The sequence below is a fragment of the Herminiimonas glaciei genome (assembly GCF_042664955.1).
Taxonomy (GTDB): domain Bacteria; phylum Pseudomonadota; class Gammaproteobacteria; order Burkholderiales; family Burkholderiaceae_D; genus Oxalicibacterium; species Oxalicibacterium glaciei.
Genome location: NZ_JBHTBU010000002.1, coordinates 850,649 through 877,569 on the forward strand (window position 1 = coordinate 850,649; position 26,921 = coordinate 877,569).

26 protein-coding genes and 1 tRNA gene are annotated in these 26,921 nt (G+C 55.4%); 8 read left to right on the forward strand and 19 right to left on the reverse strand.

Annotation, left to right across the window (positions count from 1 at the left end; genetic code table 11):
- Positions 1-224 precede the first annotated feature (224 nt).
- Genes ftsX through ftsY form a run of 3 tightly spaced genes read right to left on the reverse strand, consistent with a single transcriptional unit; the run spans position 225 to position 2,904 of the window.
- A complete protein-coding gene (gene ftsX / locus ACFQPC_RS14965) occupies positions 225-1,151 on the reverse strand; it encodes a permease-like cell division protein FtsX (protein ID WP_382272661.1) in 927 nt (308 codons plus the stop codon).
- Positions 1,148-1,831, reverse strand: a complete 684-nt coding sequence (locus tag ACFQPC_RS14970) for a cell division ATP-binding protein FtsE (RefSeq protein ID WP_382272662.1) — start codon at positions 1,829-1,831, stop codon at positions 1,148-1,150. Before ACFQPC_RS14970 ends, ftsX begins: the two co-directional genes overlap by 4 nt.
- An 8-nt stretch (positions 1,832-1,839) precedes the next feature.
- Positions 1,840-2,904 (reverse strand): signal recognition particle-docking protein FtsY, encoded by a 1,065-nt coding sequence (gene ftsY / locus ACFQPC_RS14975; RefSeq protein WP_382272663.1) that lies wholly within the window; start codon positions 2,902-2,904, stop codon positions 1,840-1,842.
- A 91-nt stretch (positions 2,905-2,995) separates the two neighbouring features.
- On the opposite strand from ftsY, the gene ACFQPC_RS14980 reads away from it, so the two are divergent.
- The 5 genes from ACFQPC_RS14980 (at position 2,996) to ACFQPC_RS15000 (ending at position 7,486) form a co-directional block, all read left to right on the forward strand.
- Positions 2,996-4,366 (forward strand): M16 family metallopeptidase, encoded by a 1,371-nt coding sequence (locus ACFQPC_RS14980; protein ID WP_382272664.1) that lies wholly within the window; start codon positions 2,996-2,998, stop codon positions 4,364-4,366.
- Between the two features lie 64 nt (positions 4,367-4,430).
- Positions 4,431-5,744: a M16 family metallopeptidase gene (locus ACFQPC_RS14985; RefSeq protein ID WP_382272665.1), complete on the forward strand. Its 1,314-nt coding sequence runs from the start codon at positions 4,431-4,433 to the stop codon at positions 5,742-5,744.
- Between the two features lie 109 nt (positions 5,745-5,853).
- Positions 5,854-6,513: a 16S rRNA (guanine(966)-N(2))-methyltransferase RsmD gene (gene rsmD / locus ACFQPC_RS14990; RefSeq protein ID WP_382272666.1), complete on the forward strand. Its 660-nt coding sequence runs from the start codon at positions 5,854-5,856 to the stop codon at positions 6,511-6,513.
- Positions 6,514-6,659: 146 nt separating this feature from the next.
- Positions 6,660-7,145 (forward strand): pantetheine-phosphate adenylyltransferase, encoded by a 486-nt coding sequence (gene coaD / locus ACFQPC_RS14995; protein WP_012080978.1) that lies wholly within the window; start codon positions 6,660-6,662, stop codon positions 7,143-7,145.
- Between the two features lie 77 nt (positions 7,146-7,222).
- Positions 7,223-7,486, forward strand: coding sequence for a YfhL family 4Fe-4S dicluster ferredoxin (locus ACFQPC_RS15000; RefSeq protein ID WP_012080977.1), 264 nt, complete (start codon positions 7,223-7,225; stop codon positions 7,484-7,486).
- 48 nt (positions 7,487-7,534) lie between these two features.
- Here the strand turns inward: ACFQPC_RS15000 and ACFQPC_RS15005 are convergent, their stop codons facing one another.
- The 10 genes from ACFQPC_RS15005 to ACFQPC_RS15050 all read right to left on the reverse strand — a co-directional run bounded on the left by ACFQPC_RS15005 (position 7,535) and on the right by ACFQPC_RS15050 (position 17,017).
- Positions 7,535-8,626 carry a DUF484 family protein gene (locus ACFQPC_RS15005; RefSeq protein ID WP_382272667.1) on the reverse strand — a complete coding sequence of 364 codons (1,092 nt, stop codon included), beginning with the start codon at positions 8,624-8,626 and terminating at the stop codon, positions 7,535-7,537.
- A gap of 103 nt (positions 8,627-8,729) precedes the next feature.
- The gene (locus ACFQPC_RS15010) at positions 8,730-9,581 is read right to left on the reverse strand and encodes an MOSC domain-containing protein (RefSeq protein ID WP_382272668.1); all 852 of its coding nucleotides are present in this window, start codon (positions 9,579-9,581) and stop codon (positions 8,730-8,732) included.
- A gap of 72 nt (positions 9,582-9,653) precedes the next feature.
- Positions 9,654-10,745 (reverse strand): redox-regulated ATPase YchF, encoded by a 1,092-nt coding sequence (gene ychF / locus ACFQPC_RS15015; protein ID WP_382272669.1) that lies wholly within the window; start codon positions 10,743-10,745, stop codon positions 9,654-9,656.
- 102 nt (positions 10,746-10,847) lie between these two features.
- Entirely contained in the window at positions 10,848-11,435 is a 588-nt protein-coding gene (pth, locus tag ACFQPC_RS15020) for an aminoacyl-tRNA hydrolase (RefSeq protein ID WP_382272670.1), read from the reverse strand.
- A gap of 142 nt (positions 11,436-11,577) precedes the next feature.
- Positions 11,578-12,219: a 50S ribosomal protein L25/general stress protein Ctc gene (locus tag ACFQPC_RS15025; RefSeq protein WP_382272671.1), complete on the reverse strand. Its 642-nt coding sequence runs from the start codon at positions 12,217-12,219 to the stop codon at positions 11,578-11,580.
- A gap of 163 nt (positions 12,220-12,382) precedes the next feature.
- Entirely contained in the window at positions 12,383-13,333 is a 951-nt protein-coding gene (locus tag ACFQPC_RS15030; RefSeq protein WP_012080971.1) for a ribose-phosphate pyrophosphokinase, read from the reverse strand.
- A 105-nt stretch (positions 13,334-13,438) separates the two neighbouring features.
- Positions 13,439-13,515 (reverse strand) — tRNA-Gln (locus tag ACFQPC_RS15035).
- A gap of 70 nt (positions 13,516-13,585) precedes the next feature.
- Positions 13,586-14,455: a 4-(cytidine 5'-diphospho)-2-C-methyl-D-erythritol kinase gene (ispE, locus tag ACFQPC_RS15040; RefSeq protein WP_382272672.1), complete on the reverse strand. Its 870-nt coding sequence runs from the start codon at positions 14,453-14,455 to the stop codon at positions 13,586-13,588.
- Between the two features lie 22 nt (positions 14,456-14,477).
- A complete protein-coding gene (lolB, locus tag ACFQPC_RS15045; RefSeq protein WP_382272673.1) occupies positions 14,478-15,098 on the reverse strand; it encodes a lipoprotein insertase outer membrane protein LolB in 621 nt (206 codons plus the stop codon).
- Positions 15,099-15,220: 122 nt separating this feature from the next.
- Complete coding sequence (locus ACFQPC_RS15050; protein ID WP_382272674.1) at positions 15,221-17,017, reverse strand: tetratricopeptide repeat protein; 1,797 nt, start codon at positions 17,015-17,017, stop codon at positions 15,221-15,223.
- Between the two features lie 104 nt (positions 17,018-17,121).
- Here ACFQPC_RS15050 and mutM point away from each other — a divergent pair, with 104 nt between their 5' ends.
- The 3 genes from mutM to mutY are packed head-to-tail and all read left to right on the forward strand — an operon-like array spanning position 17,122 to position 21,109.
- Positions 17,122-17,943: a bifunctional DNA-formamidopyrimidine glycosylase/DNA-(apurinic or apyrimidinic site) lyase gene (gene mutM / locus ACFQPC_RS15055; RefSeq protein WP_382272675.1), complete on the forward strand. Its 822-nt coding sequence runs from the start codon at positions 17,122-17,124 to the stop codon at positions 17,941-17,943.
- A gap of 58 nt (positions 17,944-18,001) precedes the next feature.
- Positions 18,002-19,942: a dynamin family protein gene (locus ACFQPC_RS15060; RefSeq protein WP_382272676.1), complete on the forward strand. Its 1,941-nt coding sequence runs from the start codon at positions 18,002-18,004 to the stop codon at positions 19,940-19,942.
- A 6-nt stretch (positions 19,943-19,948) separates the two neighbouring features.
- Positions 19,949-21,109, forward strand: coding sequence for an A/G-specific adenine glycosylase (gene mutY / locus ACFQPC_RS15065; RefSeq protein WP_382272677.1), 1,161 nt, complete (start codon positions 19,949-19,951; stop codon positions 21,107-21,109).
- A 7-nt stretch (positions 21,110-21,116) separates the two neighbouring features.
- On the opposite strand, the gene ACFQPC_RS15070 is transcribed toward mutY, so the two are convergent.
- The 6 genes from ACFQPC_RS15070 to ilvA all read right to left on the reverse strand — a co-directional run bounded on the left by ACFQPC_RS15070 (position 21,117) and on the right by ilvA (position 26,820).
- A complete protein-coding gene (locus ACFQPC_RS15070) occupies positions 21,117-21,743 on the reverse strand; it encodes an LON peptidase substrate-binding domain-containing protein (protein ID WP_382272678.1) in 627 nt (208 codons plus the stop codon).
- Between the two features lie 51 nt (positions 21,744-21,794).
- Positions 21,795-22,658, reverse strand: a complete 864-nt coding sequence (rapZ, locus tag ACFQPC_RS15075; protein ID WP_382272679.1) for an RNase adapter RapZ — start codon at positions 22,656-22,658, stop codon at positions 21,795-21,797.
- Positions 22,659-22,737: 79 nt separating this feature from the next.
- Entirely contained in the window at positions 22,738-23,679 is a 942-nt protein-coding gene (hprK, locus tag ACFQPC_RS15080; protein ID WP_382272680.1) for an HPr(Ser) kinase/phosphatase, read from the reverse strand.
- A 49-nt stretch (positions 23,680-23,728) separates the two neighbouring features.
- Positions 23,729-24,202 (reverse strand): PTS sugar transporter subunit IIA, encoded by a 474-nt coding sequence (locus ACFQPC_RS15085; protein ID WP_012080961.1) that lies wholly within the window; start codon positions 24,200-24,202, stop codon positions 23,729-23,731.
- A 243-nt stretch (positions 24,203-24,445) separates the two neighbouring features.
- Complete coding sequence (gene queF / locus ACFQPC_RS15090; RefSeq protein WP_382272681.1) at positions 24,446-25,285, reverse strand: NADPH-dependent 7-cyano-7-deazaguanine reductase QueF; 840 nt, start codon at positions 25,283-25,285, stop codon at positions 24,446-24,448.
- An 11-nt stretch (positions 25,286-25,296) separates the two neighbouring features.
- The gene (gene ilvA, locus ACFQPC_RS15095) at positions 25,297-26,820 is read right to left on the reverse strand and encodes a threonine ammonia-lyase, biosynthetic (protein ID WP_382272682.1); all 1,524 of its coding nucleotides are present in this window, start codon (positions 26,818-26,820) and stop codon (positions 25,297-25,299) included.
- Positions 26,821-26,921 lie beyond the last annotated feature (101 nt).

Here is a 26,921-nt window from a genome sequence, read left to right on the forward strand (position 1 = left end):
TTTTTTACTAAGCTGATAGCCTAAACACTATTGCTTTTTTAATCATTATTGCTCTTTTCTTGCAGGGATTAGAGAGCTTTCTGACCCAGAAGTTGCGTCTGACAGCCCGATTTTGACGAAGATTTGCATTTCTTTTGGGAAATAAAAAAGGACCTGTTCAGGTCCCTTTTTATTTGTTGCGTGGCACAGATAAAAACATAAGTCAGTGTGCGCTCACATGGTGCTTAATGCAGTCGTGCCAAATGCCTCTGTACGGAAAGCAATGCGCCCAGTAAACCGAGGAAAGCGCTGGCGGCCAACAGTATCAATGTCGGCACCAGGTCCAGCGGTGCCAGGCGGAACTCGGATGCATAGAGGCGGGCGAAATCGGCGATTGCCGCGTTCAGCGGATTCAAGGCCAGTGCGACTGCGATCAGGGCGACGCCACCGGCGATCAGGCCGAGCAGGGCACCGGTGTAATAGAAAGGCCGGCAAATGAAGGAGTCGGTGGCACCGACCAGGCGCGAGACTTCAATTTCTTCACGCTGCGTCATGACCTGCAGGCGTATTGTATTGAAGACCACGGCAACCACGACTACGCCGAGCGTGGTGGCGAGGAAGATCAGGATCAGGCGCATGACTTGCAGCAAGGCCGCCAGCCGTTCAACCCAGGCCGAATCCATTTGTACATATTCGACGCCGTTGATGGCTTGCAGCTTTTCGACGATGGCTTTGATTTTCTTGGCGTCGCCGTCATTCTGGAAGCCGGTCATCTTGACCACATAAGCGTCCGGCAAGGGATTGGCTCCCAGTGTTGAAATCGCATCGTCCAGCCCGGTTTTATTCTTTAGCGTGCTGAGTGCTTTTTCGCGCGGGATGAATTCCAGTTTGACCGGGTGTTTGGCTTCCTGCGCGATGCGGCGGATTTCCGGTGCTATGGCAGTCGCCCGTTCACGCGGGGTATCCATCGCCATGAAGATACTGATTTCCGGTTCTACCGCCAGTTGCTCGGATACCGGGCGTACGTTTTCCAGTAGCGTCATGCCGGCGAAGGGCAGCGCCAATGCAATTGATACCACCAATACGTTCAGCAGGAAGTTGCCGGGGGTCTTGAACAAGTGACGGAAGGCGTCGCCGAGCGCGAAGCCATGATGTCTGAGCCAGCTATTCATGCGGGCTCCTGGGTTGCTGTTCTGCGCCAGCTTTCAATGATTCGGCCATGGTCGAGATAAATCACGCGGGTCGCGGTATCGAGGAATTGTTCATCGTGGGTGGAAATCAGGCAGGTGACGCCGACCGAGTGGAAGGCCTTCAGCGCATCCAGTACCTTGTTCGCGGCAGCGCGATCCAGGTTGGCGGTAGGTTCATCGGCCAGGATGATTTGTGGGCGGTTGACGATGGCGCGGGCGATGGCCACGCGCTGTTGCTCACCGCCGGACAGCGTAAGCGGTCCGGAGCTTGCCATATCCAGCAAGCCGACTTTATCCAGTGCGGCACGCGCGCGGCGTTCGGCATCCGGCCGTGAAGCACCGCAAACGATCAACGGCAGCATGACGTTGGCCAGCACGCTGCGGTCTGCCAGCAAACGCTGTTGCTGGAAAATCAAACCGAGATTGCGGCGCAGGTAGGGCAGGCCGGAAGTTTTGATGCGGCTGATGTCGTGTCCGCTGACGACGACCGAGCCTTCACTCGGGCGTTCCATCGCGGCGATCAGTTTCAATAGCGTGGATTTGCCTGCACCGGACGGACCGGCGAGGAAGACCAGCTCGCCTTTGCCGACCGACAATGTGATGTCGGACAGAGCAGTGACGTTTTGCGTGTATTTCTTTGTAACCTGGTGGAATTCAATCATCGATGTTGTTAGCCCAATAGCGCTTCTACAAATTCCTGTGCATTAAACGGTTGCAAATCTTCAATCTGTTCACCGACGCCGATGAAGTAGACCGGGATCGGCCGCGCGCGCGCAATCGCCGCCAGCACGCCGCCTTTGGCAGTGCCGTCGAGTTTGGTGACGACCAGGCCGGTCAGGCCGAGTGCATCGTCGAAGGCTTTTACCTGGGTCAGCGCGTTTTGTCCGGTGTTGCCGTCTATGATGAGCAGGATTTCATGCGGGGCGCTCGCCATGCCTTTGGCCATCACGCGCTTGACCTTCTTCAGCTCTTCCATCAGGTGCAGTTGGGTCGGCAGGCGGCCGGCGGTATCGACCATCACGACATTGGTGCCGCGCGCCTGTGCTGAATGCACGGCGTCGAAAGCGACAGCGGCCGGATCGCCGGATTCCTGCGCGATCACGGTCACGTTGTTGCGCTGGCCCCAGACCGTCAATTGTTCACGGGCGGCGGCACGGAAGGTATCGCCGGCGGCCAGCAGTACCGATTGATTGTGTGCCTGCAAATGCTTGGCCAGTTTGCCTATGGTGGTGGTCTTGCCGGCACCGTTGACGCCGGTAATCATCATGACCAGCGGCTGGTGCTGACCCAATACCAGCGGTTTTTGCAAAGGCGTGAGCATTTCCAGCAGCAGGCTGCGCAGGGCGGTTTTCACCTGTGCCGCTTCGGTCAGTTTTTCATTCTTGACCTTGCGTTTGAGTGCATCCAGCAGGAATTGCGTGGCATCGACACCGGCATCCGATATCAGCAGCGCCGATTCCAGCTCTTCGTACAGATCGTCGTCTATTTTGGCGCCGACGAAGAGGGTGGTCAGGTTGGACGAGGTTTTGGACAGGCCGACCTTGAGGCGTGCCATCCACGATTGCTTTTGCTCGGCCGGGGTGACGGCCGGAACGATTTCAGCCTGCACTGCGGCGGCGGCGGCTTCCGGCGATGGTGCCGGAATGCTTGCGGCCAGCTCCTCGCTCACGGGGGCGATCGGTGCTTGCGGCGCGGGCGCGGGTTCTTGCGGTTTTTTCTTGAAGAAACTAAACATCTCGAATGGAGTCAGAACAGCGGTCAGAGGCGCTTGCCGGTATGTTGCAGGTAAGCGGATACAATCGACGTATTCTATCAGAGCGAAGGTCATGAAATTGAGTATCAGAACATTGCTGTTGGCGGCCTCCGTCGTTTTGACCCCCTTGTGGGCAAATGCCGCACAAACTGAAGAGTTCACGCTGAAAAATGGCATGAAGATCATCGTCAATGAAGATCACCGGGCACCGACTGTCGCCCATATGGTCTGGTACCGCGTCGGCTCGGTCGACGAACGCAATGGCGTGACCGGCGTGGCGCATGCGCTGGAACACATGATGTTCAAGGGCACCAAGAAGCTGAAACCGGGCGAATTCAGTAAACGCGTCGCCCAGCTTGGCGGCCGGGAAAATGCCTTCACCAGCAAGGATTACACAGCTTACTTCCAGCAAATCGAGAAATCGAAGCTGGAAGCAGTGATGGCGCTGGAAGCGGACCGCATGGCCAACCTGGTATTCGACAAGAATGAATTCGCGAAGGAAATCCGCGTCGTGATGGAAGAGCGCCGCCTGCGCACCGACGACCAGCCGACTTCCAAACTGTATGAAGCACTGGCAGCCACGACTTATGCGGTGCACCCTTATCGCAATCCCATCATCGGCTGGATGGATGATTTGCAGAATATGACGGTCAATGATGTGAAAGCGTGGCACGACACCTGGTATGCGCCGAATAATGCAACGATGGTGGTATCCGGCGACGTCGAGCCCAAGCAAGTGTTTGCACTGGCGCAGAAATATTTCGGTTCCTATCCGGCGAAAACCCTGACCCGTACGCGCCCGCAAAACGAACCGCCACAAGAAGGCATCAAGCGCGTGACAGTCAAGGCGCCGGCGGAAAATCCCTATGTGGTACTGGCGTTCAAAGTGCCGGCCTTGCGTGATATCGCCAAGGACGACGATGCGTATGCACTGGATGTGCTGTCGGCAGTCCTCGACGGCTACGACAATGCGCGCCTGAGCGCGAAGCTGGTGCGTACCGACCGCGTTGCCAACGATGTGGGCGCATCCTACTCCGGCATTGCGCGTGGTCCGGTCTTATTCATACTGGATGGCACACCGGCACAAGGCACGACTACCGAGCAACTGGAAAAACTGTTGCGTGCCGAAGTTGAGCGCATCGCCAATGAAGGCGTGTCCGAAGCCGAATTGAAGCGCGTTAAAACCCAGCTGATTGCAGCGCAGATTTATAAGCGCGATTCCGTATTCGGCCAGGCGATGGAGATAGGCGTGATGGAAATGTCCGGCTTCTCGTATAAGGATACCGACCGCGTGATTGAGAAATTGCGTGCCGTGACGCCGCAACAGGTGCAAGCGGTGGCGCAAAAATATTTTGGCGACGATGCATTGACGGTAGGCACCCTGGTGCCATTGCCGATGACAGAGAAAAAGCCGGCGGCAGCGCCTGCCGGTTTGCGTCATTAATCGATATCACCCGCCGTCGGCAATAAAGATACAAGCTGTCTTCCAACAGAATTCCGGAGTCCTGATGTTAAAAATAATTAGCAGCGTCGTGCTGTGTGTAGCTTGCAATGCCTCGTATGCGGCATTGCAGATCCAATCGTGGACCTTGAACAATGGTGCACGCGTACTCTTTGTCGAAAACCATACGATACCGATGCTGGATGTCAGCGTGGATTTCGACGCCGGTTCACGGCGCGATCCGGCCGGTAAATCCGGCACCGCGGCACTGACGGGGGCGATGCTGGCGCGTGGCATACATGCAGCGCCGACAGGCAATGAAGGTGCGCTGAGCGAGGCGCAGATTTCGGATGCCTTCGCTGATACCGCGGCACAACGCGGTGGCCGCCTCGACGATGATCGCGCCGGTGCGACCTTGCGCACGCTGGTGACAGAGCGTGAGACTGCAGTATCGTTGTTGGCACGCGTGCTGGCTTATCCGAGCTTCCCGGAAGAATTCCTGCAGCGCGACAAGACGCGTACGATTTCCGCGATCAAGGAAAGCCTGACCAAGCCGGAAGCTATTGCCGGCAAGGCATTCAGCAAACGTTTATATGGCAGCCATCCTTACGGACAGCAAGCTGATGTAGCGTCGATAGAAGCGATCACGCGTGACGATTTGCTGGCTTTCCATGCCAAATACTATGTTGCCAATCGTGCTGTAGTGGCGCTGATAGGTGACGTGACACGTGCCGAAGCCGACCAGATTGCACAGCAATTGACGCAACGTTTGCCGCAGGGCGAGGCCTTGCCGCCATTGCCTCCGGTGACGATAGCGCCGGGTGAAGAAGAACGGATTTCACACCAGGCGAGTCAGGCGCATATCCTGATCGGCATGCCGGGCATGGCGCGGCATGATCCGGACCATTTTGCGTTGACGGTTGGTAACTATGTATTGGGTGGCGGTGGCTTTGTTTCGCGCCTGATGCAACAGGTGCGTGAGCAACGCGGCCTGTCATATGGCGTCAGCAGTTACTTCATTCCGATGGCGCAGCCCGGCCCGTTCCAGATTTCCTTGCAAACCAAGAAAGAACAGGCGGACCAGGCCTTGCAGGTAGTGCGTTCCACGGTTGCCGATTATTTGCGTGACGGCCCGACTCCGGCTGAACTGAAAGCGGCGAAAGATAATCTGATCGGCGGTTTCGCCTTGCGTATCGATAGCAATAAAAAGATCCTGGAGAATATTGCGGCAATAGGTTTCTACGATTTGCCACTGGATTACCTCGATACCTGGACCGACAAGGTGAGCAAGGTGACGGCAGCAGAAGTCAAAGCGGCCTTCCAGCGCAAGATCCAACTGGATAAACTGGCAACAGTAGTGGTCGGTGCTGCTGAAAAATAAGCATTAGCCAGCATTTCCGGGCATCTACACTGGCGCGCGTGGGTTGTACTCATTACAATCCACGCTGCAAATACTTTTCCACGGCTGACCCTGTCCGCCGTCGCCCGCCATGCCGAAGAAGCCCAGTTCCAAACCAGCACCTAAGAAACCTGCGCACAAGCCACGCCCGACCATGACGCACCAGGTGCGCATCATAGGCGGACAGTGGAAACGTACGCCTTTACCGGTGCTGGATGTCGAGGGTTTGCGCCCGACCCCGGATCGCGTGCGCGAGACGGTATTTAACTGGATCAATCACCTGATAGACGGTAGCTGGAGCCGGGTGAAATGCCTGGACCTGTTTGCCGGTACCGGCGTATTGGGTTTCGAGGCGGCCAGTCGCGGTGCGGCACAGGTGGTCATGGTGGAAATGCATACACCGGCAGTGCGGCAACTGGAAGCTACCAAGGAAAAACTGCGCGCCGAGCAGCTCAGCATTGTGCGCGGTGATGCATTAACAGCAATACAAGGCATGGCGCGCAATGCGGCCAAGTTCGACCTGATTTTCCTCGATCCGCCTTACCACCAGAACTGGCTGGAAAAAATGCTGCCCGGCTGCGCCCAATTGCTGGCTAAAGACGGCATCGTTTACGTCGAATCCGAGGAGTCTCTGGTCTCGGATACGCCGCCGGAATGGCTGGCGGATTGGGAAATTGTCCGTGCCGACAATGCGGGCATGGTTTTTTACCATCTTTTGCAATCAAAAAAATTGCCTGAAGTTCAGGCATAATGCGCTTTCAGTTATTTGCGGTGTCCATAGCGCGCTGGCGCGCTGTGTAGAAACTAGCAGCAAAACATCGATCTTTGCTACTCATCCGGCGCATGCGCCGCGTGCTTTCCGCGAGCTGACAACCACAGCCACCCTACGGAGCCAAAATGGTTACAGCCATCTATCCTGGAACATTCGATCCACTGACGCGCGGTCATGAAGACCTGGTGCGTCGTGCCTCGGGTCTGTTTGACAAGTTGATCGTCGGCGTTGCCGACAGCCGCAACAAGAAGCCTTTCTTTTCGCTGGAAGAACGCCTGACGATTTCGAACGAAGTCCTCGGTCATTACCCGAATGTGCATGTGGAAAGTTTTTCCGGCTTGCTGAAGGATTTTGTGCGCCGGCATGATGCCCGCGTGATCGTGCGTGGCTTGCGCGCGGTCTCCGACTTTGAATATGAATTCCAGATGGCCGGCATGAACCGTTACCTGCTGCCAGACGTGGAAACCCTGTTCCTGACCCCGTCCGATCAGTATCAGTTCATCTCTGGTACGATAGTGCGTGAGATCGCCACCCTCGGCGGTGATGTGTCGAAATTCGTTTTCCCGTCAGTCGATAAATGGCTGAAAGAGAAAATCGCGGCACAGGGTTAATCAGGAATTACGTTTGTTATGGCTCTGCTAATGACTCATGTGTTGAGCGGAAATACGGTGATAGGGGAGAGTGCATCATGGCTCTGCTAATTACCGATGAATGCATCAACTGCGATGTATGCGAGCCTGAGTGCCCGAACGATGCGATATACATGGGGCAGGAGATCTACGAGATAGATCCGACCAAATGTACCGAGTGCGTAGGGCATTTCGACGAGCCGCAATGCCAGCAGGTTTGTCCAGTCAGTTGTATTCCGTTCAATCCGGAATGGCGTGAGAGCAAGGAAGAGTTGCAAGCCAAATACGAACGTTTGCAGGCGGAACTCAAAACCGCCGGTTAAATTGAAAAGGGACCCGCGGGTCCCTTTTTTCATATCCGCAGTGTGATCTCAGCTCGCACTGATGACTTTATTCCGGCCTTCTTTCTTGGCCTGATACAGCGCCAGGTCGGCCCTGGCGAGCAATTGTTGTGCGACTGCGGCGCTGTCTTGCCGATCCGTTGGGTCCAGGCTGGCGACCCCTATCGATACCGTGGCTTGCAATTCTTCACCGCTGCCCAGCACGATAGGGCGCTCGCTGACGCTGGCGCGTATGCGTTCTGCTACCGCCAATGCCGCATCCAGCGGCGCGTCGATCAGCAGCACGACGAACTCCTCGCCGCCAAAACGTCCGAGTGCATCGCTCAGGCGTAACTCCGCCTTGATGCGGTTGGCAACTTCACACAAGACTTCATCACCACCCTGGTGGCCAAAGTTATCGTTCACCTTTTTGAAGTGATCGAGATCGATGTACATGCCGGACAAGGCATAGCCATGCCTTTGCGTACGTCCGACTTCTTCCAGCAGGCGTCGTTCGACATAACGCCGGTTGTTGACGCCCGTCAGCGGGTCGGTCAGGCCTATGTGTTGCAGTCGTTCGTTATTGATGACGTTTTCGACGCAGATGGCGACGATGGAAGCGCGATGCTGCAAAAAGTCGCTGGCCATATTCGCGGTGAAACGGGTCGGATCCAGGCTACCCAGGCTGAGCCAGCCGATCAGGGTATTGCGGCGTATCAGCGGCAAAATCGCCACGCTGGCCGGTTTCAACACGGTATCGGGAAACAGGCGCTTGTGTTGCATCGTGTTGTACGGGCCCAGCGCCGGCTTGCGCGCCGGATGCGCGATCTCGCCTACACCGTCTTTGTCCTCGACGAACAGCAGGTTTGGGTAGTCGCTGATATCTATGCGCAGGTCGCTCAGGATGCGGCGGATTTCTGCCGCAGGATCGATCAGTGAGAGGGTGATGACGTCCAGTTCGGATGCTTCTGTCAGCGTGTCGAAGACGCTGTCTATCAATTCCTGGAAGCTGTTGGCGCCGATGAATTTCAGGTCGAATTCCTGATAGCGCTGCATGATTTGCTGATTGCGATGCGCCTGCTCCAGCAATAATTTAAGCTGGGTGCGCAACTGCGAATTTTCAGTAACCAGCTTGTTAGACATGGATGTCAGGTCAGGACGGCGGTAGATGGAGCAGTAATGAGGGGGCAGTAATAACGTGCTGCATACTACCTTGATGCTTACTTCATAGCAATTTTTGTGCGCATCAGAAGACTGGATCGACGCCCACATTTTGTCCGACGCGCAAGATGCTGCCTTCGCCGTTGAGTACAACCGCATTCATGCCGAAAGTGATGCTGCCATCGACTTTGGGGTTGGCGCGGTAAGTGCCGAGGATGTCGAGCGGATCGGGACCAAACTCACCGCTGGCCTGGTCAACCGACGGCAGCGGGCAACGCGGGCAGGGCTTGACCGGTTTCAGCGCGGCACCCTCAAATTGGTACACATCAGCCAGGTCTTCCTCAAATGGTGCGATGTCGCTGAACACCAGATTCGGGCGGAAGCGATTCATTGGAACCGGGCTGCGACCTTGTGCGACCAGCTTTTCATTCAGGTCTTCGAGTGAACCTGTACCTATCACCAGCATAGGGTAACCGTCGGAGAAGAGCACCGGTACTTCGGCATCATTCGTCCATTTCTTGCTCGAATAACGTGTCGCATCCGGGTGGAAGCGTACCAGCCGGCATTTCACGCCGAGTGCATTCGAGAACCACAGTGCGGTGGTGTCATCGCAATCATAGGCATCGACCTGGTCATCCCAGACTTGCACGCGGATGAGTTTTTCATCTTCCGGAGCGGGCAGGCCGAGCGGCACTTCGAGACGCAGCATGCCGGGCGCGCGCAATTCCAGCGTATCGGCCTTGATGCGTGGTGCGATCAAAGCCATCTTCGGATATTCGCGCTGCGTCAGTGCATCGCCGTTTTCATCGACGATCATCCATTCACGGTCATAAATCTGTTCGCTCATCAAACCGGCTGCAGTGAGCGTTGCTTCGCGCAGTGAAATACCGGCGCAGGATTTGATTGGATAGAGATTCAGTTCGGTGAGGATGGGCATGGATCAGGTTTTCTGTCTGTGAGCTGAATAAGCACTGCCTGCCTTCAGGCAAACAGTGCTGCCGCAAGCGGATTAAACGTTGAACAGGAAGTTCAGCACATCGCCATCCTTGACGATGTATTCCTTGCCTTCGGCGCGCATCTTGCCGGCTTCCTTCGCACCGTTTTCACCCTTGTAGGCGATGTAGTCTTCGTAGGAAATGGTTTGTGCGCGGATGAAACCGCGTTCGAAATCGGTATGGATCACGCCTGCCGCCTGTGGCGCGGTAGCGCCGACCGGGATGGTCCAGGCACGGACTTCTTTCACACCTGCGGTGAAATAGCTTTGCAGACCCAGCAGTTTGAAGCCGGCGCGGATCAGGCGATCCAGGCCAGGTTCTTCCATGCCCATATCGGCGAGGAATTCTTTTTTGTCGGCTTCTTCCAGATCGGCGATTTCGGATTCGATCGCGGCGCAAATTGCGACTACCGGTGCGTTTTGCGATTTGGCGTAAGCAGTCAGTTGATCGAGCAAAGGATTGTCGGTAAAGCCGGAATCCGACACATTGCCGACATACATCGCAGGTTTGGCAGTGATCAGGCACAAAGGCTTGATCAATTCCATTTCTTCCTTATCCAGGCCCATTGCACGTACCGGCTTGGCTTCATCCAGGTGCGGCATGATGCGTTCCAGCAGTGCGACTAGCTTGCTGGCGTCCTTGTCGCCGGAACGGGCTTTTTTGTTTTCGCGGTGTATCGCTTTTTCGACCGTACCCATATCGGCCAATGCCAATTCGGTCTGGATCACTTCGATATCGTCGAGCGGATTGATCTTGCCGGCGACGTGGATGACGTTGTCGTCTTCAAAGCAACGTACCACGTTGACGATGGCATCGGTTTCGCGGATGTGCGCGAGGAATTGATTACCCAGGCCTTCGCCCTTCGATGCACCGGCTACCAGGCCGGCGATATCGACGAATTCGACGGTGGCCGGCAGGATGCGTTCAGGCTTGACGATCTCTGCCAGGGCCTGCAAACGCGGATCCGGCACTTCGACCATGCCGACGTTAGGTTCAATCGTGCAGAACGGATAGTTCTCAGCGGGGATGCCGGCTTTCGTGAGGGCATTGAATAGGGTGGATTTGCCGACGTTAGGCAGGCCGACGATGCCGCATTTGAGACTCATGATATGTGCTTTGCTGAGATGTTAATTAACCCGCTATTTTACCGTACCGGCACCGCTTGCCGGGATTTAAGACTGGTGGCGCCGGGATAGTGTGCGGCGAACTTACTTATTGGTATGCAGCTGCATGGTGGCGGCTTCGAATTTGCCTTCGCACAGCATGGGAATGACATCCAGGCTTTTGGCGATGGCTTCATCGATCAGCGGCTGTTCTTCCTTGCGTGGCCGGTGCAGTACGAAGTCGACTACGGCTTGCTGTAGGTTCAATGTGCGCGGATGGCCTATGCCTATGCGCAAGCGCCAGTAATCCTGCGTACCGAGTGCGGCGGTGATGTCTTTCAGGCCATTATGGCCACCTGATGAGCCGCCTTTTTTCAGTTTGGCGACGCCGGGCGGCAGGTCCAGTTCATCGTGCGCGACCAGGACTTCATCCGGCTGGATTTTGTAGAAACGGGCAAGTGCGCCGACCGATTGTCCGGAGCGATTCATGAAAGTCTGCGGTTCCAGCAGCCAGACTTCTTGGCCGGCGATCACGGTTTTGGCGGCGAGCGCATTGTATTTGCTTTCGCGCGACAAATTACAGCGCGGCGTATTGTGCGCCAATTGATCGACCAGCCAGAAGCCGGCGTTATGGCGGGTTTGTTCGTATTCCTGGCCGGGATTGCCGAGACCGACGATAAGACGTATAGGCATGGCGTCGTGAAAATTGGAAAACCTGATTATCGGGGATGAAACGTACTTGTGTCCGTTTCAGTATTAAAAACCGCATAAAAAAACCCGCCACAAGGACGGGTTCTTTCATTGCCCGACCGAAGCCGGGCAAATACTGACTGAATTACTTCTTGTCGCCAGCTGGAGCAGCGGCGGCAGATGCAGCTGCTGCGGCAGCAGCGTCAGCTTCTGCTTCAACTTTACCGGCAGGAACCGAAGCGGTAGCGATCGTTGGGTTGTCTTCACCACCGTGGATCACTGCAGCAACGCCTTTAGGCAATTTGATGTCAGCCAAGTGGATCGAGTGGCCAACGTCCAGTTTAGCCAGGTCAACTTCAACGAATTCTGGCAATTCGCCTGGCAAGCAGGTGATGTCCAGTTCGGAAGCTACGTGGCTGATGATGCCGCCGTGCAGTTTAACTGCTGGCGATGTTTCTGCATTGACGAAGTGCAGAGGCACTTTTACGTGGATCTTTTGTTTAGCATCGACGCGTTGGAAGTCAGCGTGCAAAACGAGTTGTTTGTATGCGTGGACTTGGAAGTCGCGCAACAGGACTTGTTCTACTTTGCCATCTACTTCCAGGTCGAGGATCGACGAATGGAAAGCTTCTTTTTTCAATGCATGGTACAGGGCATTGTGGTCGAGCGAGATATTTACTGGTGCTGCGGTACCGCCATAAACGATACCAGGGGTCAGGCCTGCAATGCGCTGGCGGCGGCTCGCTCCGGTCCCCAGCTCTTTGCGTGCAAATGCGATTACTTTCATGATGAAACTCCAAATATGCCGGATGAAAACCATCTGGCGGTTAAATCCCCCGCGACCAGGGGATTTTAAAAGTGGGGCGGTAATACCGCCCCGGTTTTGGACATCAGCATGAAACACAGCGCTGACATCCTGCCTGTGTCCTGGGACACAGGTTTAAACGTTCTTAGTCGGCAAACATCGACATCACGGAATCACCGGTGCTGATGCGCTTGAAGGTTTCTGCCAGCAATTCAGCGCAGGACAACACGCGAATCTTAGGGCAGGCCTTGGCTGCTTCTGTCAGCGGGATGGTGTCGGTGACGACCAGTTCATCCAGCGGCGAGGTAGTGATGCGCTCAATCGCAGGACCGGACAGGACCGGATGCGTACAGTAAGCGATAACTTTCTTCGCGCCGCGTTCTTTCAATACTTCTGCTGCCTTGGTCAAGGTGCCTGCGGTATCGACCATGTCATCCATGATCACGCAGTTGCGGCCTTCGACTTCACCGATGATGTTCATCACTTCGGAAACGTTTGCCTTAGGGCGACGTTTGTCGATGATGGCCAGATCGCAGTTCAGGCGTTTTGCCAGGGCGCGGGCGCGAACTACGCCGCCAACGTCAGGGGAAACGACCAGCAGGTCTTCATGATTCTTGGTAACCAGGTCACGCAACAAAATCGGGGATGCGTAAATATTATCAACCGGAATATCGAAGAAGCCCTGGATTTGATCGGCGTGCAGATCCATGATCAAAACGCGTTCAACGCCGGCTTCCTGCAACATATTGGCAACGACCTTGGCCGAAATCGCAACACGCGCTGAGCGTGGGCGGCGATCCTGGCGTGCATATCCGTAGTACGGGATGGCGGCGGTGATGCGGCCAGCTGATGCACGTTTCAGTGCGTCTACCATCAACATGATTTCCATCAGGTTGTCATTGGTCGGCGCGCAGGTCGATTGCAATACAAATACGTCTTTGCCGCGTACGTTTTCGTTGATTTCAACAACGATTTCGCCATCGGAAAATTTGGAAACAACAGCTTTGCCGAGCGGGAGGCCGAGTTGCTTGGCAACGCCCAAAGCCAGATCCGGATTTGCGTTACCGGTAAAAACCATTAGGTTTTCGAGTGCCATGGAAATCTCTGCTTGCAGTCGTTAGAAAGGTGGAAAGCCGCCAAAACTCGACGATGGTGTCTTGTGTTGGCGGCTTGCTTGTATGTCACTTACTCTTGAATGTAATGGCAGGGGAAGAAGGATTCGAACCTTCGAATGCTGGAATCAAAATCCAGTGCCTTAACCAACTTGGCGATTCCCCTACGCAACCTTGTGTTTGCCGTTGCATCTTCGCTATCAAAGCGGCGGATGCTGCGTCAAACTAATCTGGTGTCACGACTGCTGCAAATAAGCGAGCGGATGATGCTTGATCGCTTTGGCTTTCCAGGCTTTCCAGTGCGGCGGTACTGTTGCCAGTACTGCATCGGCTTGCTGTTCTTGCTCAAACGGGCAAAACACACAAGCGCCGGATCCCGTCATTCTTGCATTTCCGTATTGTCCCAGCCATTTAATGGCATCGGCAATCGGTGGAAACAATTTTTCAGCCACGACTTGCAGGTCGTTTTTGCCGAAGCTTTCTTGAGCTCCGGAAAAGTCCGATATTTTGACGGGTTTCGTATCCCTTGTCAATTCAGTTGATGAAAATATCTGTTGGGTTGGCACCGAAACCCCGGGTTCGATTACAACAAACCAGCGATCCGGCGTTTCTACCCCTGCCAAAGCCTCGCCTATACCCTCGGCAAAGGCATTTTGACCAAAGATGAAAAACGGTACATCGGCACCTAATTGCAGGCCCAGCGCCATCAATTCCGCACGGTTCAGACCGGTTTGCCATAAATGGTTCAATGCCAGCAGGGTGGTGGCGGCATCGGATGACCCGCCACCGAGGCCGCCGCCGATAGGCAGCTTCTTTTCCACGGCGATATCGGCACCGAAATTCTTTGCCGGATTTTTTTCTGTCGCCACCGTTTGTAATAATTTGGCCGCACGCACTACCAGATCACTCTCAGCCGGTACGCCGGGCAGATCCGTCGTGCGCTGTATCAAGCTATCGTCGCGTGTCGCGAAGTGCAGCACGTCACCGCGATCTATCAGCTGGAATACGCTTTGCAGCAAATGGTAGCCATCCGCACGTCGTCCGGTGACATGCAGGAAGAGATTCAGCTTGGCCGGTGCCGGGCAGTGATTAAGGGTAAGTACCATGGATATAAAGGGTGCGAACGGATCAGGGTGTTTGCCAGTTATCGAGCACGATGCGTATCGCAACTTTGCCGGCCTGTGCTGTCTGGCGTTCCAGGTCTATGCGTTTCGGGCGGTCTTGCGGCGGGCTTTGCTGATCGCTTTCCCAGGTCGGGTACTGGATATTCCAGCCGTCGCGTGTTGTGACCCTGTTGTTGACGGGTGTTGCGATAAATGTTTTGTTATTTGTATCGTTGGCAAAGCCTTGCAGCCAACTGCGCAAGCCGGACACCGGCAGCGGCCATCCGAGCGTTTGTTCTACCAATAAGTCGACATCTGCCGCGCTACGTGGCGGCTGCCCCGACTGAACCAGGGTTGCGTTATCAGGTGTTACTTCAATCGTGGCCAGGATTTGTCCCAGTGGGGACAGGATCGCAATCGAACTGCGGTCCTTGCTTTGTTTCCAGGTGAAGCTACCGTGTATTGCTTCATCCTTGTCATCTTTTTGGTATTGCACCGACAGGCGACCACCCAGCGTAATTGCTTCCTGATACTTGCGTGCTGTTGCGGCTTGTTCGCTCGCCGGTCCCGTCGGCGGCGTGATGCTGGCACAAGCGCCGAGCAAGGCAGTGGACATGATGAGGATAGCGGTCAGTTTACGAGGCATGATTGATCTGATGTATTGAGTTGGCAGGATGTGCCGATGATGAAGCCGGCAAGGCATCGACAGTAGACGAGCTTGCCAGGCAGGCATGCGGGTTTGACGGCGTTGCCGTCAAACCGTTCACATCACAATTGCGCGCGCAGGCGTGTCAATGTGCTTTTCAATAAATCACTTTGTGGATCTTTCTGGTTAGCATCACGCCAGAATTTTTGCGCTTCGGCCCGTTGTCCCTTGACCCACAATACTTCGCCCAAGTGCACGCCGATTTCGACATCGGGACGAATGGCATAAGCGCGGCGCAGATAGTTTTCCGCTTCCTGCAGGCGGCCAAGGCGGAATTGCACCCAACCCATGCTATCCATGATGAATGGATCTTCCGGTGCGATCTTCGATGCTTTTTCGATCAATGCCAGTGCTTCCTGCAAATGGATATTCCGATCTGCAAAGGAATAGCCGAGCGCGTTATAAGCGTGCTGGTTATCCGGTGCGAGGCGAATGATCTTGCGCAGCGCGGTTTCCATCGCGTCCATCTTGTTGGCTTTTTCAGCCAGCATCGCGTAGTCGTAGAGCAGGCCGGTATCGTCAGGGAAACGCTTCAAGCCATTGCTGAGTACCGTCATTGCTTCCGGTACACGGTTGGCGTCACGCAGCAATTGCGCTTCGGCCACGATGACCTGGATTTGTTCGCGCTGACCTTGCGGTTTCAGGTGGCTGAGCAGGTTGCGTCCACCGTTGAGGTCACCACCCATCGCCATCAACTGCGCACTTCTGATCTGTGCTGCCATATACGCCGGGCCCGGCTCGACTTGTGCCAGCCATTTCAACGCGGTTGCATAATCTTTCCGGTCTTCGGCAATTTGCGACATGATCAGCTGTGCTTGCACCGGATCGCGACTTTCGTCGGGATTGTCTTCCAGCGCCTGCAGGTAAGCCGTCAGGTATTTCTCCGCCATCGGAATGTCATTCGTTTGCGCGCCGAGTATGCCCATCGCATACAGGATGGTCAGGTCTTTCGGATCGTCTTTCAGCAATTGTTCGAATTGCTCGCGAGCCTGGTCGTACTGTTTGTTATCGATCAGGATTTTTGCGTAGGCCACGCGTACTTCACGCGCTTTCGGATTGGTTTTGAGGAAGTCCGCCAGGATTTGCAGTGCCTCTGCGCGACTGCTGGTGGATTGCGCCACCATCAGGACGGCGAGTTCCATATCCGGCTTGAGCTTCAAGGCAATTTGCGCTTCGCTGTTGGCGCGTGCAATGTCATTTTTGGTGAATGCGCTTTGCGCCAATGCAAGATGGGTCTCGACCAAATCCTGGTAGGGCGTGGTGACTTCTTCCAGCAGGGCAAAAGCGGCGTTTTTATCCTTGGTGTTGGCCAGCAGGCGCTGTATTTCGAGGATCAGTACACCGCGCGTTTGCGGCGAAGCCTGGCGCAGGCGTTCAATCAGGATGGGACGTGCTTCCTTCAGATTGTCGCCAAGAATGATCAGGCCGAGGTAAAACTGGTTGGCTTCATCCGAGTTCGGTGCCAGTTCATGCCACAGGCGTACTGCGGACAACGCTTCACCTACCTGTTTTGCACTCAGGGCTACTTTTGCCGCCCGTTCCGCCAGACGTGGATCTCGGGTTTCCTGTGCCGTGACCAGCATGGAAACATATGCCAATTGCCAGTCACCACGCTGGAGGGCCAGTTCGGCGCGTAATAATTTGTATAGCAATGGTGCGGTCAGCTGGACCGAGGGGAGCGGATCTTCAGTTTTCCCTGTTGCCACCTTTTTGCTGCTGGCAGGAGGTTTGGCCGTAAGCGGTGCCGGACTTTCCTGGGTAGCCGCAGCGGCGGTTTCCGGTGCCTGCGGTTGGGCTTGGGTATTGGCCGTAGCGGTAATCAGGGCTGACAGCGTTACAATGACAAGGGCATTTTTCAATTGAAGTCCATGCAAATCGAGCGAGGTTTTATTCTACGCTCAACCGCCCGGCAATGCGCTACCTTGGTAGCATCGTTTAAATCATCCTGGAAATCGCAGTCCCCATGCCTGAATTACCCGAAGTCGAAGTAACGCGCCGCGGTGTCGCGCCGCATCTGGAAGGGCAAGTGATCACTGGCGTGGCCTTGCGCCATACCGGCTTGCGCTGGCCGTTTCCGGCCGCCTTGTCACAAACGCTGGCCGGGCGCACGGTACGCAGTACCGGACGACGCGGGAAATACCTGTTGATTCATTTCGACCATGGCACCCTGATTATCCATTTGGGCATGTCCGGGCATTTGCGCATCCTGCCGTCAGATGTGCCGCCGAAGAAGCATGACCATTTCGACCTGGAAATCGGGCCGCAGTTATTGCGCCTGACAGATCCACGCCGTTTCGGTGCCGTGTTGTGGCATGCGGCCGAAGAAGGCTCAATAGAAAATCACCTGCTCTTGCGCACCCTGGGCGTAGAACCGCTGGAAGCCGCCTTCAGTGCGCAATGGTTGTATCAGCAGACGCGCAACCGCAGCTCGGCGATCAAGCAAGTGTTGCTGGCGGGCGACATCGTGGTTGGTGTCGGGAATATCTATGCCTCCGAGAGTTTGTTCCAGGCGCGTATCAATCCAAAGACGCCGGCACACCGCATCGGGCTCGCGCGTTATGAAAGGCTGGCGGAAGCAATACGACAGATACTGGCCGCGGCGATAGAGCAGGGCGGCAGTACGCTGAAAGACTTTATAGGTGTTAACGGACAGTCCGGTTACTTCCAGCAAAATTACTTTTGCTATGCACGGACCGGCGAACCTTGCCGCATTTGCAAGACGCCTATCCGGCAAATCGTCCAGGGCCAGCGTTCGACCTTTTACTGTCCAAATTGTCAAAAGTAAGCAGCGGTGCTAGTGTCGCTCTGGGATGCAGGGTTTAAACCGAATAAAAGAGGCTTACGTGAGTAATCTGGTGCAAAAGTTTCAGGAATACAGCGGCTGGCGCAATGATGTCAAACTTGCGCTGGAGCGTTATCGCGATTGTGTGACGGCCGGCGACCTGGCCGATGCTGCCAGCGACCAGCGTTTCCTGCATACCCTGGCGCGCCTGAATGAAGATAAATTATCGATAGCCTTCGTCGCTGAATTTTCGCGTGGCAAATCGGAATTGATCAATGCGATTTTCTTTGCCGATTACGGCCAGCGTATTTTGCCTACTTCAGCCGGTCGCACCACCATGTGCCCGACCGAATTGATGTATGACGAAACCTTCCCGCCCTCGATACGCCTGCTGCCGATAGAAACCCGCGCCGAAGCGCAATCGACCAGCGATTTCAAATCGCAGAACCAGGTGTGGACAGTTTTGCCGCTTGATACTTCGTCTGCCGACGGCATGCTGGAAGCCTTCAAGCAAGTCAGCCTGACCAAGCGGGTGCCGATGGAAGAAGCGGCGCGTTACGGCCTCTACGATGAAACCGACCTCGATATGGTGATCGCGGTGGATGAGCAGGGCATGGTCGAAATTTCGCAATGGCGCCACGCGATCGTTAACTTTCCGCATCCCTTATTGCAGCAAGGCCTGGTGATAGTTGATACCCCGGGTTTGAATGCGATCGGGACCGAACCGGAACTGACGCTGAACCTGATCCCGAATGCACATGCAGTACTGTTCATCCTGGCGGCGGACACCGGCGTGACCAAGAGTGATATCGATATCTGGCGCAACCATATCGGCGGTACCGGTGCCGGCCGCATGGTGGTGCTCAACAAGATAGACAGCATGTGGGATGAATTGCGCAGCCCGGCCGAAGTCGAGCAGCAAATCCGCATGCAGGTGACGAATGTGGCGCAAACGCTGGAGCTGTCGGAGCGTCAGGTATTCCCGGTGTCGGCACAAAAAGGCCTGGTCGGGAAAATCAATCGCGATGCACCGCTGCTGGCGAAAAGCCGTTTGCCTACACTTGAAAACGCCTTGTCGAATGAATTGCTGCCGGCCAAGCAGGACATCATCCGCACCCAATTAATGGCCGAAGTAAACGAACTCACGTCGGCCAAGCAAGCCTTGCTGTCATCACGCGTACGCAATGTGGTCGAGCAACTGATAGAGCTCAAGAGCCTGCGCGGCAAGAATCAAAACATCCTGCAACATATGATGAAGCGCATCGATATGGAAAAGATGGAATTCGATGGCAGCCTGTTCAAACTGCAGGCGACGCGGGCGGTATTTGCGCGCCTGTCGACTGAAGTATTTACGCATCTCGGTATGGGCGTGTTGAAAGACAATATCAACAAGACGCGCGATGCGATGGAGCGCAGCAAGTTTTCTTCCGGCTTGCGCCAGGCGGTAAAGGAATTTTTCCAGCAGGCGCTGTACAACCTTGAGTTGTCATCCGCCAAGACGGATGAAATCGGTGAAATGATGTCGGTCATGTACCGCAAGTTTTCTACTGAACACGGCCTCGCCTTATCGACTCCGATGCCGTTCTCGCTGGATAAGTACAGCAAGGAAATCGTGATGATAGAACAGCTGTACCACAAGCAATTTGGTGCAGCGACCATCCTGACCACGCCGCAAGTCATCCTGATGCAAAAGTTCTTTGATTCGATTGCCTCGCGTGTGAAGCAAAGCTTCCTGCAAGCCAATCGTGACGTTGAAGCCTGGCTGAAAGTGGTGATGGCGCCGCTGGAAGCACAAATAGGCGAACACAAGGTGCAACTGAAGCGACGCAAGAAATCGATAGAAAAAATCCATTTGGCGACTGACAGCCTGGAAGAAAAAGTGCTCGCATTCGAACAAATGCAATTTGAGCTGGATACCCAGCGCGCCTTGTTGACGCGCCTGGAAAATGAATTGAAGACGGCGATCATGGCGCAGCTGGATTCCTATAAAGCGGCGGCCTAGACCCAGATGAAACGTGTAGTCAGCGATACCCGCAGCAAAGCAATTCCTTCCGCATCATCCTCGCAGGCCCCGGCCGCAGCATGGTCCGACCCGGGCTTTTCCGCCGATGTCATCAGCTGGCAAAAGCAGCATGGGCGGCATGCCTTGCCGTGGCAAAACACGCGCGATGCCTATCGCGTCTGGCTTTCGGAAATCATGTTGCAGCAGACCCAGGTGGCGGCGGTAATTCCTTATTACCTGCGCTTTCTTGAAACATTCCCTACGGTTGCCTCGCTCGCCGCAGCACCATCGGAAGACGTGATGGCGCATTGGAGCGGCCTCGGTTATTACTCCCGTGCGCGCAATTTGCACAAGTGTGCACAGACCATAGTCGGCGAATACGGGGGTGTGTTTCCGAGTGATCCCGAACTGCTGGAACAGTTGCCCGGCATAGGCCGTTCCACCGCTGCAGCGATCTCCGCTTTTTCTTACGGTACACGCGCGGCCATCCTGGATGGCAACGTCAAGCGCGTCTTTGCGCGGGTTTTTGGCGTCGAGCGTTACCCCGGCGAAAAGGCGGTGGAAAATGAATTGTGGTTGCGCGCGGTCGCGCTGTTGCCGGAGAGTGGTGTAGAAGCCTACACCCAGGGTTTGATGGACCTGGGTGCGACTTTGTGTACACGCAATAGCCCGTCCTGCCAGCGTTGTCCTTTGGCGCATCGTTGTATTGCTTACGCTACCGGCCGCACCAGTGAGCTGCCGATACGCAAGCCGAAAAAGACTGTGCCTGAAAGACAGACTACGATGTTGCTGATCGTGGATAAGGATGAAATTTTGCTGGAACAGCGCCCGGACAAAGGGATATGGGGTGGTCTGCTGTCCTTGCCGGAGCTTGCGGCCGAATCAGCGAGTAGTAGTGCGCAATTCGATGCCGCAATGACACAGGCTGTGGCGCGTTTTGGCGTGGCGACATCGCAGGAAAAATTGTCGATGTTTACGCATGTATTCACGCATTTCAAACTGCATATCACGCCGTATCACATCGCTTTGGCGCGTCGTGTCGAACGTGCAGGACAGGATCAGTATGCCTGGTATCCGCTGGCGAAAATGGCCGATGCGCCTTTGCCTGCGCCAGTCAAAAAATTATTACTGGCGGTATTCCGCGAGCCGGACCTGCTGACGCAATAAATTCATTTCAGATTATTTCGTGCTGCTGCAGGTATTGCTGGATGATGGTGAGGCGGGTTTGCGCATCATCCACTTCCAGCAGCTTTTGCCTGGCCTTCAACGGTATCGGCAGGATTTCACACCAGCGGTTTGCCACCCAGCCGGCATCGTCCAGGCGCAGGTTTTCGGTAAACGGGCTTTCGAATTCATCGCCTATTTCGGCACGACCTTTGACATTGATATCGTGGATCACGAGCTTGAGCGTGTTGGCGCAGCTTTCCTGTTCCTTCGTCAGGATGCTGGGGCCGCCATGGCCGAGGATTTGCACCCGACCTTCCAGATGCTGGTCTTTGTGCACACGTGTTTCGAGGATACGAAAGCGCGTGCCACCTTCGGTGCGTAATAAGAGCACGCCCAGTTGCGGTGCGTCCCAGTCGGTGATGTGTGCCATGCAGCCTACCTCTTCCGGCTCCGCTGCATTGCCGATTTCCTGCCCCGATTTAATCAACACCACGCCGAATGGCATTTCGCGCTTCATGCAATCGCGCACCATATCGATATAGCGTGTTTCAAAAACCTTGAGTGGAAGTATGCCGCCCGGGAACAGGACGGTATTGAGGGGAAAGAGCGGAAGCCAGTATTCGTTTTCAGGCATGGGAAATGGGTGTTCGGGATAGAGGCTGATACCGCTTGGACAGAAATATGATCAGTCGAGTTCGCGATGCCTGAGGATGACGTGTTCGTGTGCACGGAAATGCGCTGCCAATTGTTCGACCATATACACGGAGCGATGCTGGCCGCCGGTGCAACCAATGGCGACGGTCAGGTAGCTGCGATTGTCTTTTTTGAATGCAGGCAGCCATTTTTCGACAAAGCCGCGTATGTCCGCCAGCAGTGCGGTAGCGTCCGGCTGTGCCTGCAAAAATGCCTGCACCGGTGCATCGCGTCCGGTCAGCGGGCGTAATTGCCGGTCATAGTGCGGGTTCGGCAACATGCGCACATCAAATACCAGGTCGGCATCCAGCGGCACGCCGAATTTGAAAGCGAAAGATTCAAACAATACGGTCAGTGGCGAATGATCGGTTTCGATCAAGGCCTTCATCCAGCCGCGCAATTTGTTGGCGCTCATGCCGGAGGTATCGATGACATGGCTGATCTCTTCCACGCCTGACAGCATTTCGCGTTCTTCGCGCAAGCATTCTGTCAGTGTGCGACGATCTTCCGCTGCGGTACTGCTAAAGCCGCGATGCGACAGCGGATGGCTGCGGCGTGTTTCAGAAAAGCGGGCGATCAGCGAATCGGTTTTTGCCGTCAGGAACAAGACTTTGACTTCGTGTCCCTGGCTTTGCAGCCACGCGATATCGGCCGGCAAGCCGATCAGCGAACTTGCGCTGCGCGCATCCATCGCTACTGCCAGCTTATCGGCATGCTCTTCCTGGCGGGTGGCGACCAGCGCCCGTAACAGGGTAGGCGGGAGATTGTCGACGCAGAAGTAACCAGCGTCTTCTAGGGAAGTAAGTCCGACGGATTTGCCGGACCCGGAGATTCCGGTAATGAGAATAATGCGCATAGGGCCATGATACCGCAAGCACAAGACTAAGGTGCCGCTGCGAAAATTCTGTTTTGATTTTCGCGTACCGGCTTGCTACTTACTCGTCGCTTTCCATCGCTTTTTGCTGGCGCACCATGAAGTCTTTCAGGGTGTCGATGCCGCGCAATTGCAGGATGGTATTGCGTACCGCAGCTTCCAGCAGCACCGCGAGATTTCGACCGGCTTCGACCGGGATCACGACTTTGCGGATCGAGAGGCCGAGGATTTCTTCGCTCTGCGATGGCAGCGGCAGGCGTTCATAACTTTCTTCCAGCGTGCTGCGGCGAACCAGGTGCACGATCAGTTTCAGGCGCATTTTGCGGCGCACTGCGGTTTCACCGAAGATGGTACGGATATCGAGCAAGCCGAGGCCGCGTACTTCCAGCAAGTTTTGCAGCAGTGGCGGGCAGCGGCCTTCTATCATGTGCGGCGCGATGCGCGCGAATTCGACCGCGTCATCGGCCACCAGGCCGTGGTTGCGTGAAATCAGTTCCAGGCCCAGTTCACTTTTCCCGAGGCCGGATTCGCCGGTAATCAATACGCCGACACCCAGCACGTCCATGAATACGCCGTGCATGGTGATGCGCTGTGCCAGTTTTTTCGACAAATAAACACGCAGGTAATCGATCACTTGCGCGGCGGGTAGCGGCGTCGAAAACAATGGAATGTTTTTATCGTCGCAAATCGCCATGATGTCGGCCGGTGTTTCCAGGCCTTGCGCAATGATGAAAGCAGGCGGTTCGCCGGCGACCAGTTCGGCGGTATGGTGGGCGCGCCCGTTATCGGACAGGCGCTGGTAATACTCGACTTCCTGGTGACCGAAAACCTGGATACGACCCGGGTGGATCAAATTCAAGTGACCAACCTGGTCCGCAGCCGAAGTCGCATCACCCGAAATCAGGCGTTCGCCACCCGGGAAACCGGCAAACCATCCCAATTGAAGCGATTCACGGTTGTCGTCGTAGAGTTGCTGGATGGAGAGCGGTGTCGGTAGTGGCATGTTGGATGCTGACAGGACAGGATGCGCGCCGTTGAAATGGCGCGGCGGATTAGTTGGTGCTTTGCAGGCTAGGCTGCCAGGTAATCAGGCGCGCATGGACTGCGGCCGGATCTTCTGTGCTGGCCAGCAAGTTGCGGAAAGCCTCATCGGAAAACATTTCTGCCAGTTCCGACAGGATTTCCAGATGCTGTTGCGTCACATGGTCCGGAATCAACAGGAAAATCAATAGATTCACCGGTTGGCCGTCCGGCGACTCAAACGGGATCGGCTGTGCCAGGCGCACGAAAGCAGCTAATGGCGCTTTCAAGCCCTTGATACGACCGTGTGGCACGGCAACGCCATGGCCGAGGCCGGTCGAGCCAAGCCGTTCGCGCGCGAACAGGTTGTCGGAGACGACGGAACGGGCAATGCCACAGTTGTTTTCGAAAATTAAACCGACCTGTTCAAACGTGCGTTTTTTGCTGGATACGTCCAGATCAAGCACTACGTTGGCAGGGGGGAGAATCTGACTTAAATGGTTCATGGTGCGACGCACAAAAAAAGGACTCTGCGAGGAATTATAGGCCTATTCGATGGCGATAGGGCCTGAATCGGGAAAGCTGGGCTGGTGCCGGCCGGTCTGTTGCAGATAAGACGCACCTTTTTAATGCGACTTGCCATAGCTATTGCTGTTTTCGTATAGATCGATTAGACCACAAGCGATCTGATTCGTTAAGCCCGGGATGAAGCGCATGAACAAGCTTCATCCACGGAGCTTACACCCTGCTTACTGCCTGGCGTTACGGGTATTTGATGGTGGTTTGCCGGTGCTGAAATTACTGCGCCATGGATTGATATCGAGGCCGCCACGGCGTGTATAGCGTGCATAAACAGCAAGTTTTTGCGGTTTGCACTGACGCAAAATGTCCATAAAGATACGTTCTACGCATTGCTCATGGAATTCGTTATGTTCGCGGAAACCTATCAGGTAGTGCAGCAAGCCTGCCTGATTAATCTGCGGCCCCACGTAATGGATTTGTACGCTGCCCCAATCCGGCTGGCCGGTGACCAGGCAATTCGATTTCAGCAAATTGGACAACAGGGTTTCTTCTACCGGTGCTTCGTCGTGGGCTGCCTGCAGCAAAGACGGATCCGGCACATAGTCTGTCACTTCTATATCCAGGCGATCCAGCAGCGTGCCGTCGAGTTCGCCTATATTGATCTTGGCAAAGTCTTCCGGCAGCGTCAGCGTGATTTGCACTGGCGCCCCAAAGCCCGCCGACAAATCTGCGCGCAGCAGCTCCAGCAAGGCGTCGGTACCGCCCAGCTTGGTTTGGTTGAAGGAATTCAGGTAGAGCTTGAAGGATTTTGATTCAATGATGTTCGGCGAATCGGCCGGCACCATGACCCTGGCAATCGCCACTTGCGGCTTGCCGCGCATATTCAGCCATGACAGTTCATAGGCATTCCAGATATCGACGCCGAAAAAGGGCAGGTCGCCGGACAAGCCCAGCTCGTCGCGCTTGCCCTGGCGTGGAATCGGAAACAGCAGTGAAGGATCGTACTGGGTCTGGTAAAGCGATGGCTTACCCAGTGGTGATGCGTCCGGTGTAGAAGAGGTGCTCATGACGATTACTTTTACAAAAACAATTTATATACAGGGTTGTCGCTCTCATCCCAATGGCGATAACCCAAGCCTGCGAGCGAAGCGCGGAAGGCTTTCATTTCTTTCTTCGGCACTTGCAAACCGACCAGGATGCGGCCGACATCGCCGCCCTGGTTGCGATAGTGGAACAGGCTGATATTCCAGTTTGGCGCCACGCTGTCGAGGAAGCGCATCAGCGCGCCCGGACGTTCAGGGAATTCAAAGCGATACAGGATTTCATCCTGTGTCAATTCACTCTTGCCGCCGACCAGATGGCGGATATGGCCTTTCGCCAATTCATCGTGCGTCAGGTCCAGTGTCTTGAAGCCGTGTTTTTCAAACAGCTTGGTGATCTTGCCGGCTTCGTCGCGATCGGCGATTTGCATGCCGACGAAGATATGCGCCAGTTTGGCATCGCTGATGCGGTAGTTGAATTCGGTAACGTTGCGCGGGCCGATCAATTCGCAAAAGCGCTTGAAGCTGCCACGCTCTTCCGGGATGGTAACGGCGAACACACCTTCACGTGCGGCACCGACGTCGGCCATTTCGGCGACGAAGCGCAGGCGATCGAAATTCATGTTTGCGCCGCTGGCAATGGTGACCAGGGTTTCATTCTTCAATGGCTTCTTACCGGCGCGGGCACGTTCTATATAGGCCTTGGCTCCGGCTACCGCGAGTGCGCCGGACGGTTCGAGAATGCTGCGCGTATCCTGGAACACATCCTTGATCGCGGTGCAGACTTCATTGGTATCGACCACAATGATTTCATCGACATATTGTTTGGCGAGGCGGAAGGTTTCTTCGCCCACCAGTTTGACCGCAGTACCATCCGCGAACAGGCCGACATCTGTCATCGTCACGCGACGACCGGCTTGCAGGCTACGTGCCATCGCATCGGAATCCGAGGTTTGCACGCCTATCACTTTGATTTCCGGACGCACTGCCTTGACATAAGCTGCAACGCCGGCGATCAGGCCGCCACCGCCGATAGGAACGAAAATCGCGTGGATAGGACCGGCGTGCTGGCGCAGGATTTCCATGCCGATAGTGCCTTGTCCGGCGATGACGTCAGGATCATCGAATGGATGGACGAAGGTCAGCTTGAGTTTTTTCTCCAGCGTCAGTGCATGCTGGTAAGCATCTGAATACGAGTCACCGAACAACACGACTTCGCCGCCGCGTGCCTTGACTGCTTCGACCTTGACCGATGGCGTGGTGGTTGGCATCACGATCACTGCGCGGCAACCGAGCTTGGTGGCGGACAGCGCCACGCCTTGCGCATGGTTGCCGGCCGACGCACAAATCACGCCGCGCTTCATTTGTGCCGGCGGCAGGTGCGCCATCTTGTTGTATGCGCCGCGCAGCTTGAAGCTGAACACGCTTTGGATATCTTCACGTTTGAAGTAAATCTGATTGCCCACACGCTGCGACAGCGTTGGTGCCAGCTCGAGTGGGGATTCCACGGCGACATCGTAGACGCGCGCGGTTAGGATTTTCTTCAGATAGTCGGTAGTCATAGGATTCAATATCATGGGCGCGGGTGAAAACAGGGTTTGTTTTCGTGCGGCGCAGCACATCATTATAATGGACAGCCTTTATTGCGCTGTATTAGCTTGAG

What these genes read in the sequence shown, in the direction of transcription:
- ftsX (WP_382272661.1), bottom strand. Translation starts at nt 1,151, where the DNA reads ATGAATAGCTGGCTCAGACATCATGGCTTCGCGCTCGGCGACGCCTTC.
- ACFQPC_RS14970 (WP_382272662.1), bottom strand. Translation starts at nt 1,831, where the DNA reads ATGATTGAATTCCACCAGGTTACAAAGAAATACACGCAAAACGTCACT.
- ftsY (WP_382272663.1), bottom strand. Translation starts at nt 2,904, where the DNA reads ATGTTTAGTTTCTTCAAGAAAAAACCGCAAGAACCCGCGCCCGCGCCG.
- ACFQPC_RS14980 (WP_382272664.1), top strand. Translation starts at nt 2,996, where the DNA reads ATGAAATTGAGTATCAGAACATTGCTGTTGGCGGCCTCCGTCGTTTTG.
- ACFQPC_RS14985 (WP_382272665.1), top strand. Translation starts at nt 4,431, where the DNA reads ATGTTAAAAATAATTAGCAGCGTCGTGCTGTGTGTAGCTTGCAATGCC.
- rsmD (WP_382272666.1), top strand. Translation starts at nt 5,854, where the DNA reads ATGCCGAAGAAGCCCAGTTCCAAACCAGCACCTAAGAAACCTGCGCAC.
- coaD (WP_012080978.1), top strand. Translation starts at nt 6,660, where the DNA reads ATGGTTACAGCCATCTATCCTGGAACATTCGATCCACTGACGCGCGGT.
- ACFQPC_RS15000 (WP_012080977.1), top strand. Translation starts at nt 7,223, where the DNA reads ATGGCTCTGCTAATTACCGATGAATGCATCAACTGCGATGTATGCGAG.
- ACFQPC_RS15005 (WP_382272667.1), bottom strand. Translation starts at nt 8,626, where the DNA reads ATGTCTAACAAGCTGGTTACTGAAAATTCGCAGTTGCGCACCCAGCTT.
- ACFQPC_RS15010 (WP_382272668.1), bottom strand. Translation starts at nt 9,581, where the DNA reads ATGCCCATCCTCACCGAACTGAATCTCTATCCAATCAAATCCTGCGCC.
- ychF (WP_382272669.1), bottom strand. Translation starts at nt 10,745, where the DNA reads ATGAGTCTCAAATGCGGCATCGTCGGCCTGCCTAACGTCGGCAAATCC.
- pth (WP_382272670.1), bottom strand. Translation starts at nt 11,435, where the DNA reads ATGCCTATACGTCTTATCGTCGGTCTCGGCAATCCCGGCCAGGAATAC.
- ACFQPC_RS15025 (WP_382272671.1), bottom strand. Translation starts at nt 12,219, where the DNA reads ATGAAAGTAATCGCATTTGCACGCAAAGAGCTGGGGACCGGAGCGAGC.
- ACFQPC_RS15030 (WP_012080971.1), bottom strand. Translation starts at nt 13,333, where the DNA reads ATGGCACTCGAAAACCTAATGGTTTTTACCGGTAACGCAAATCCGGAT.
- ispE (WP_382272672.1), bottom strand. Translation starts at nt 14,455, where the DNA reads ATGGTACTTACCCTTAATCACTGCCCGGCACCGGCCAAGCTGAATCTC.
- lolB (WP_382272673.1), bottom strand. Translation starts at nt 15,098, where the DNA reads ATGCCTCGTAAACTGACCGCTATCCTCATCATGTCCACTGCCTTGCTC.
- mutM (WP_382272675.1), top strand. Translation starts at nt 17,122, where the DNA reads ATGCCTGAATTACCCGAAGTCGAAGTAACGCGCCGCGGTGTCGCGCCG.
- mutY (WP_382272677.1), top strand. Translation starts at nt 19,949, where the DNA reads ATGAAACGTGTAGTCAGCGATACCCGCAGCAAAGCAATTCCTTCCGCA.
- ACFQPC_RS15070 (WP_382272678.1), bottom strand. Translation starts at nt 21,743, where the DNA reads ATGCCTGAAAACGAATACTGGCTTCCGCTCTTTCCCCTCAATACCGTC.
- rapZ (WP_382272679.1), bottom strand. Translation starts at nt 22,658, where the DNA reads ATGCGCATTATTCTCATTACCGGAATCTCCGGGTCCGGCAAATCCGTC.
- hprK (WP_382272680.1), bottom strand. Translation starts at nt 23,679, where the DNA reads ATGCCACTACCGACACCGCTCTCCATCCAGCAACTCTACGACGACAAC.
- ACFQPC_RS15085 (WP_012080961.1), bottom strand. Translation starts at nt 24,202, where the DNA reads ATGAACCATTTAAGTCAGATTCTCCCCCCTGCCAACGTAGTGCTTGAT.
- queF (WP_382272681.1), bottom strand. Translation starts at nt 25,285, where the DNA reads ATGAGCACCTCTTCTACACCGGACGCATCACCACTGGGTAAGCCATCG.
- ilvA (WP_382272682.1), bottom strand. Translation starts at nt 26,820, where the DNA reads ATGACTACCGACTATCTGAAGAAAATCCTAACCGCGCGCGTCTACGAT.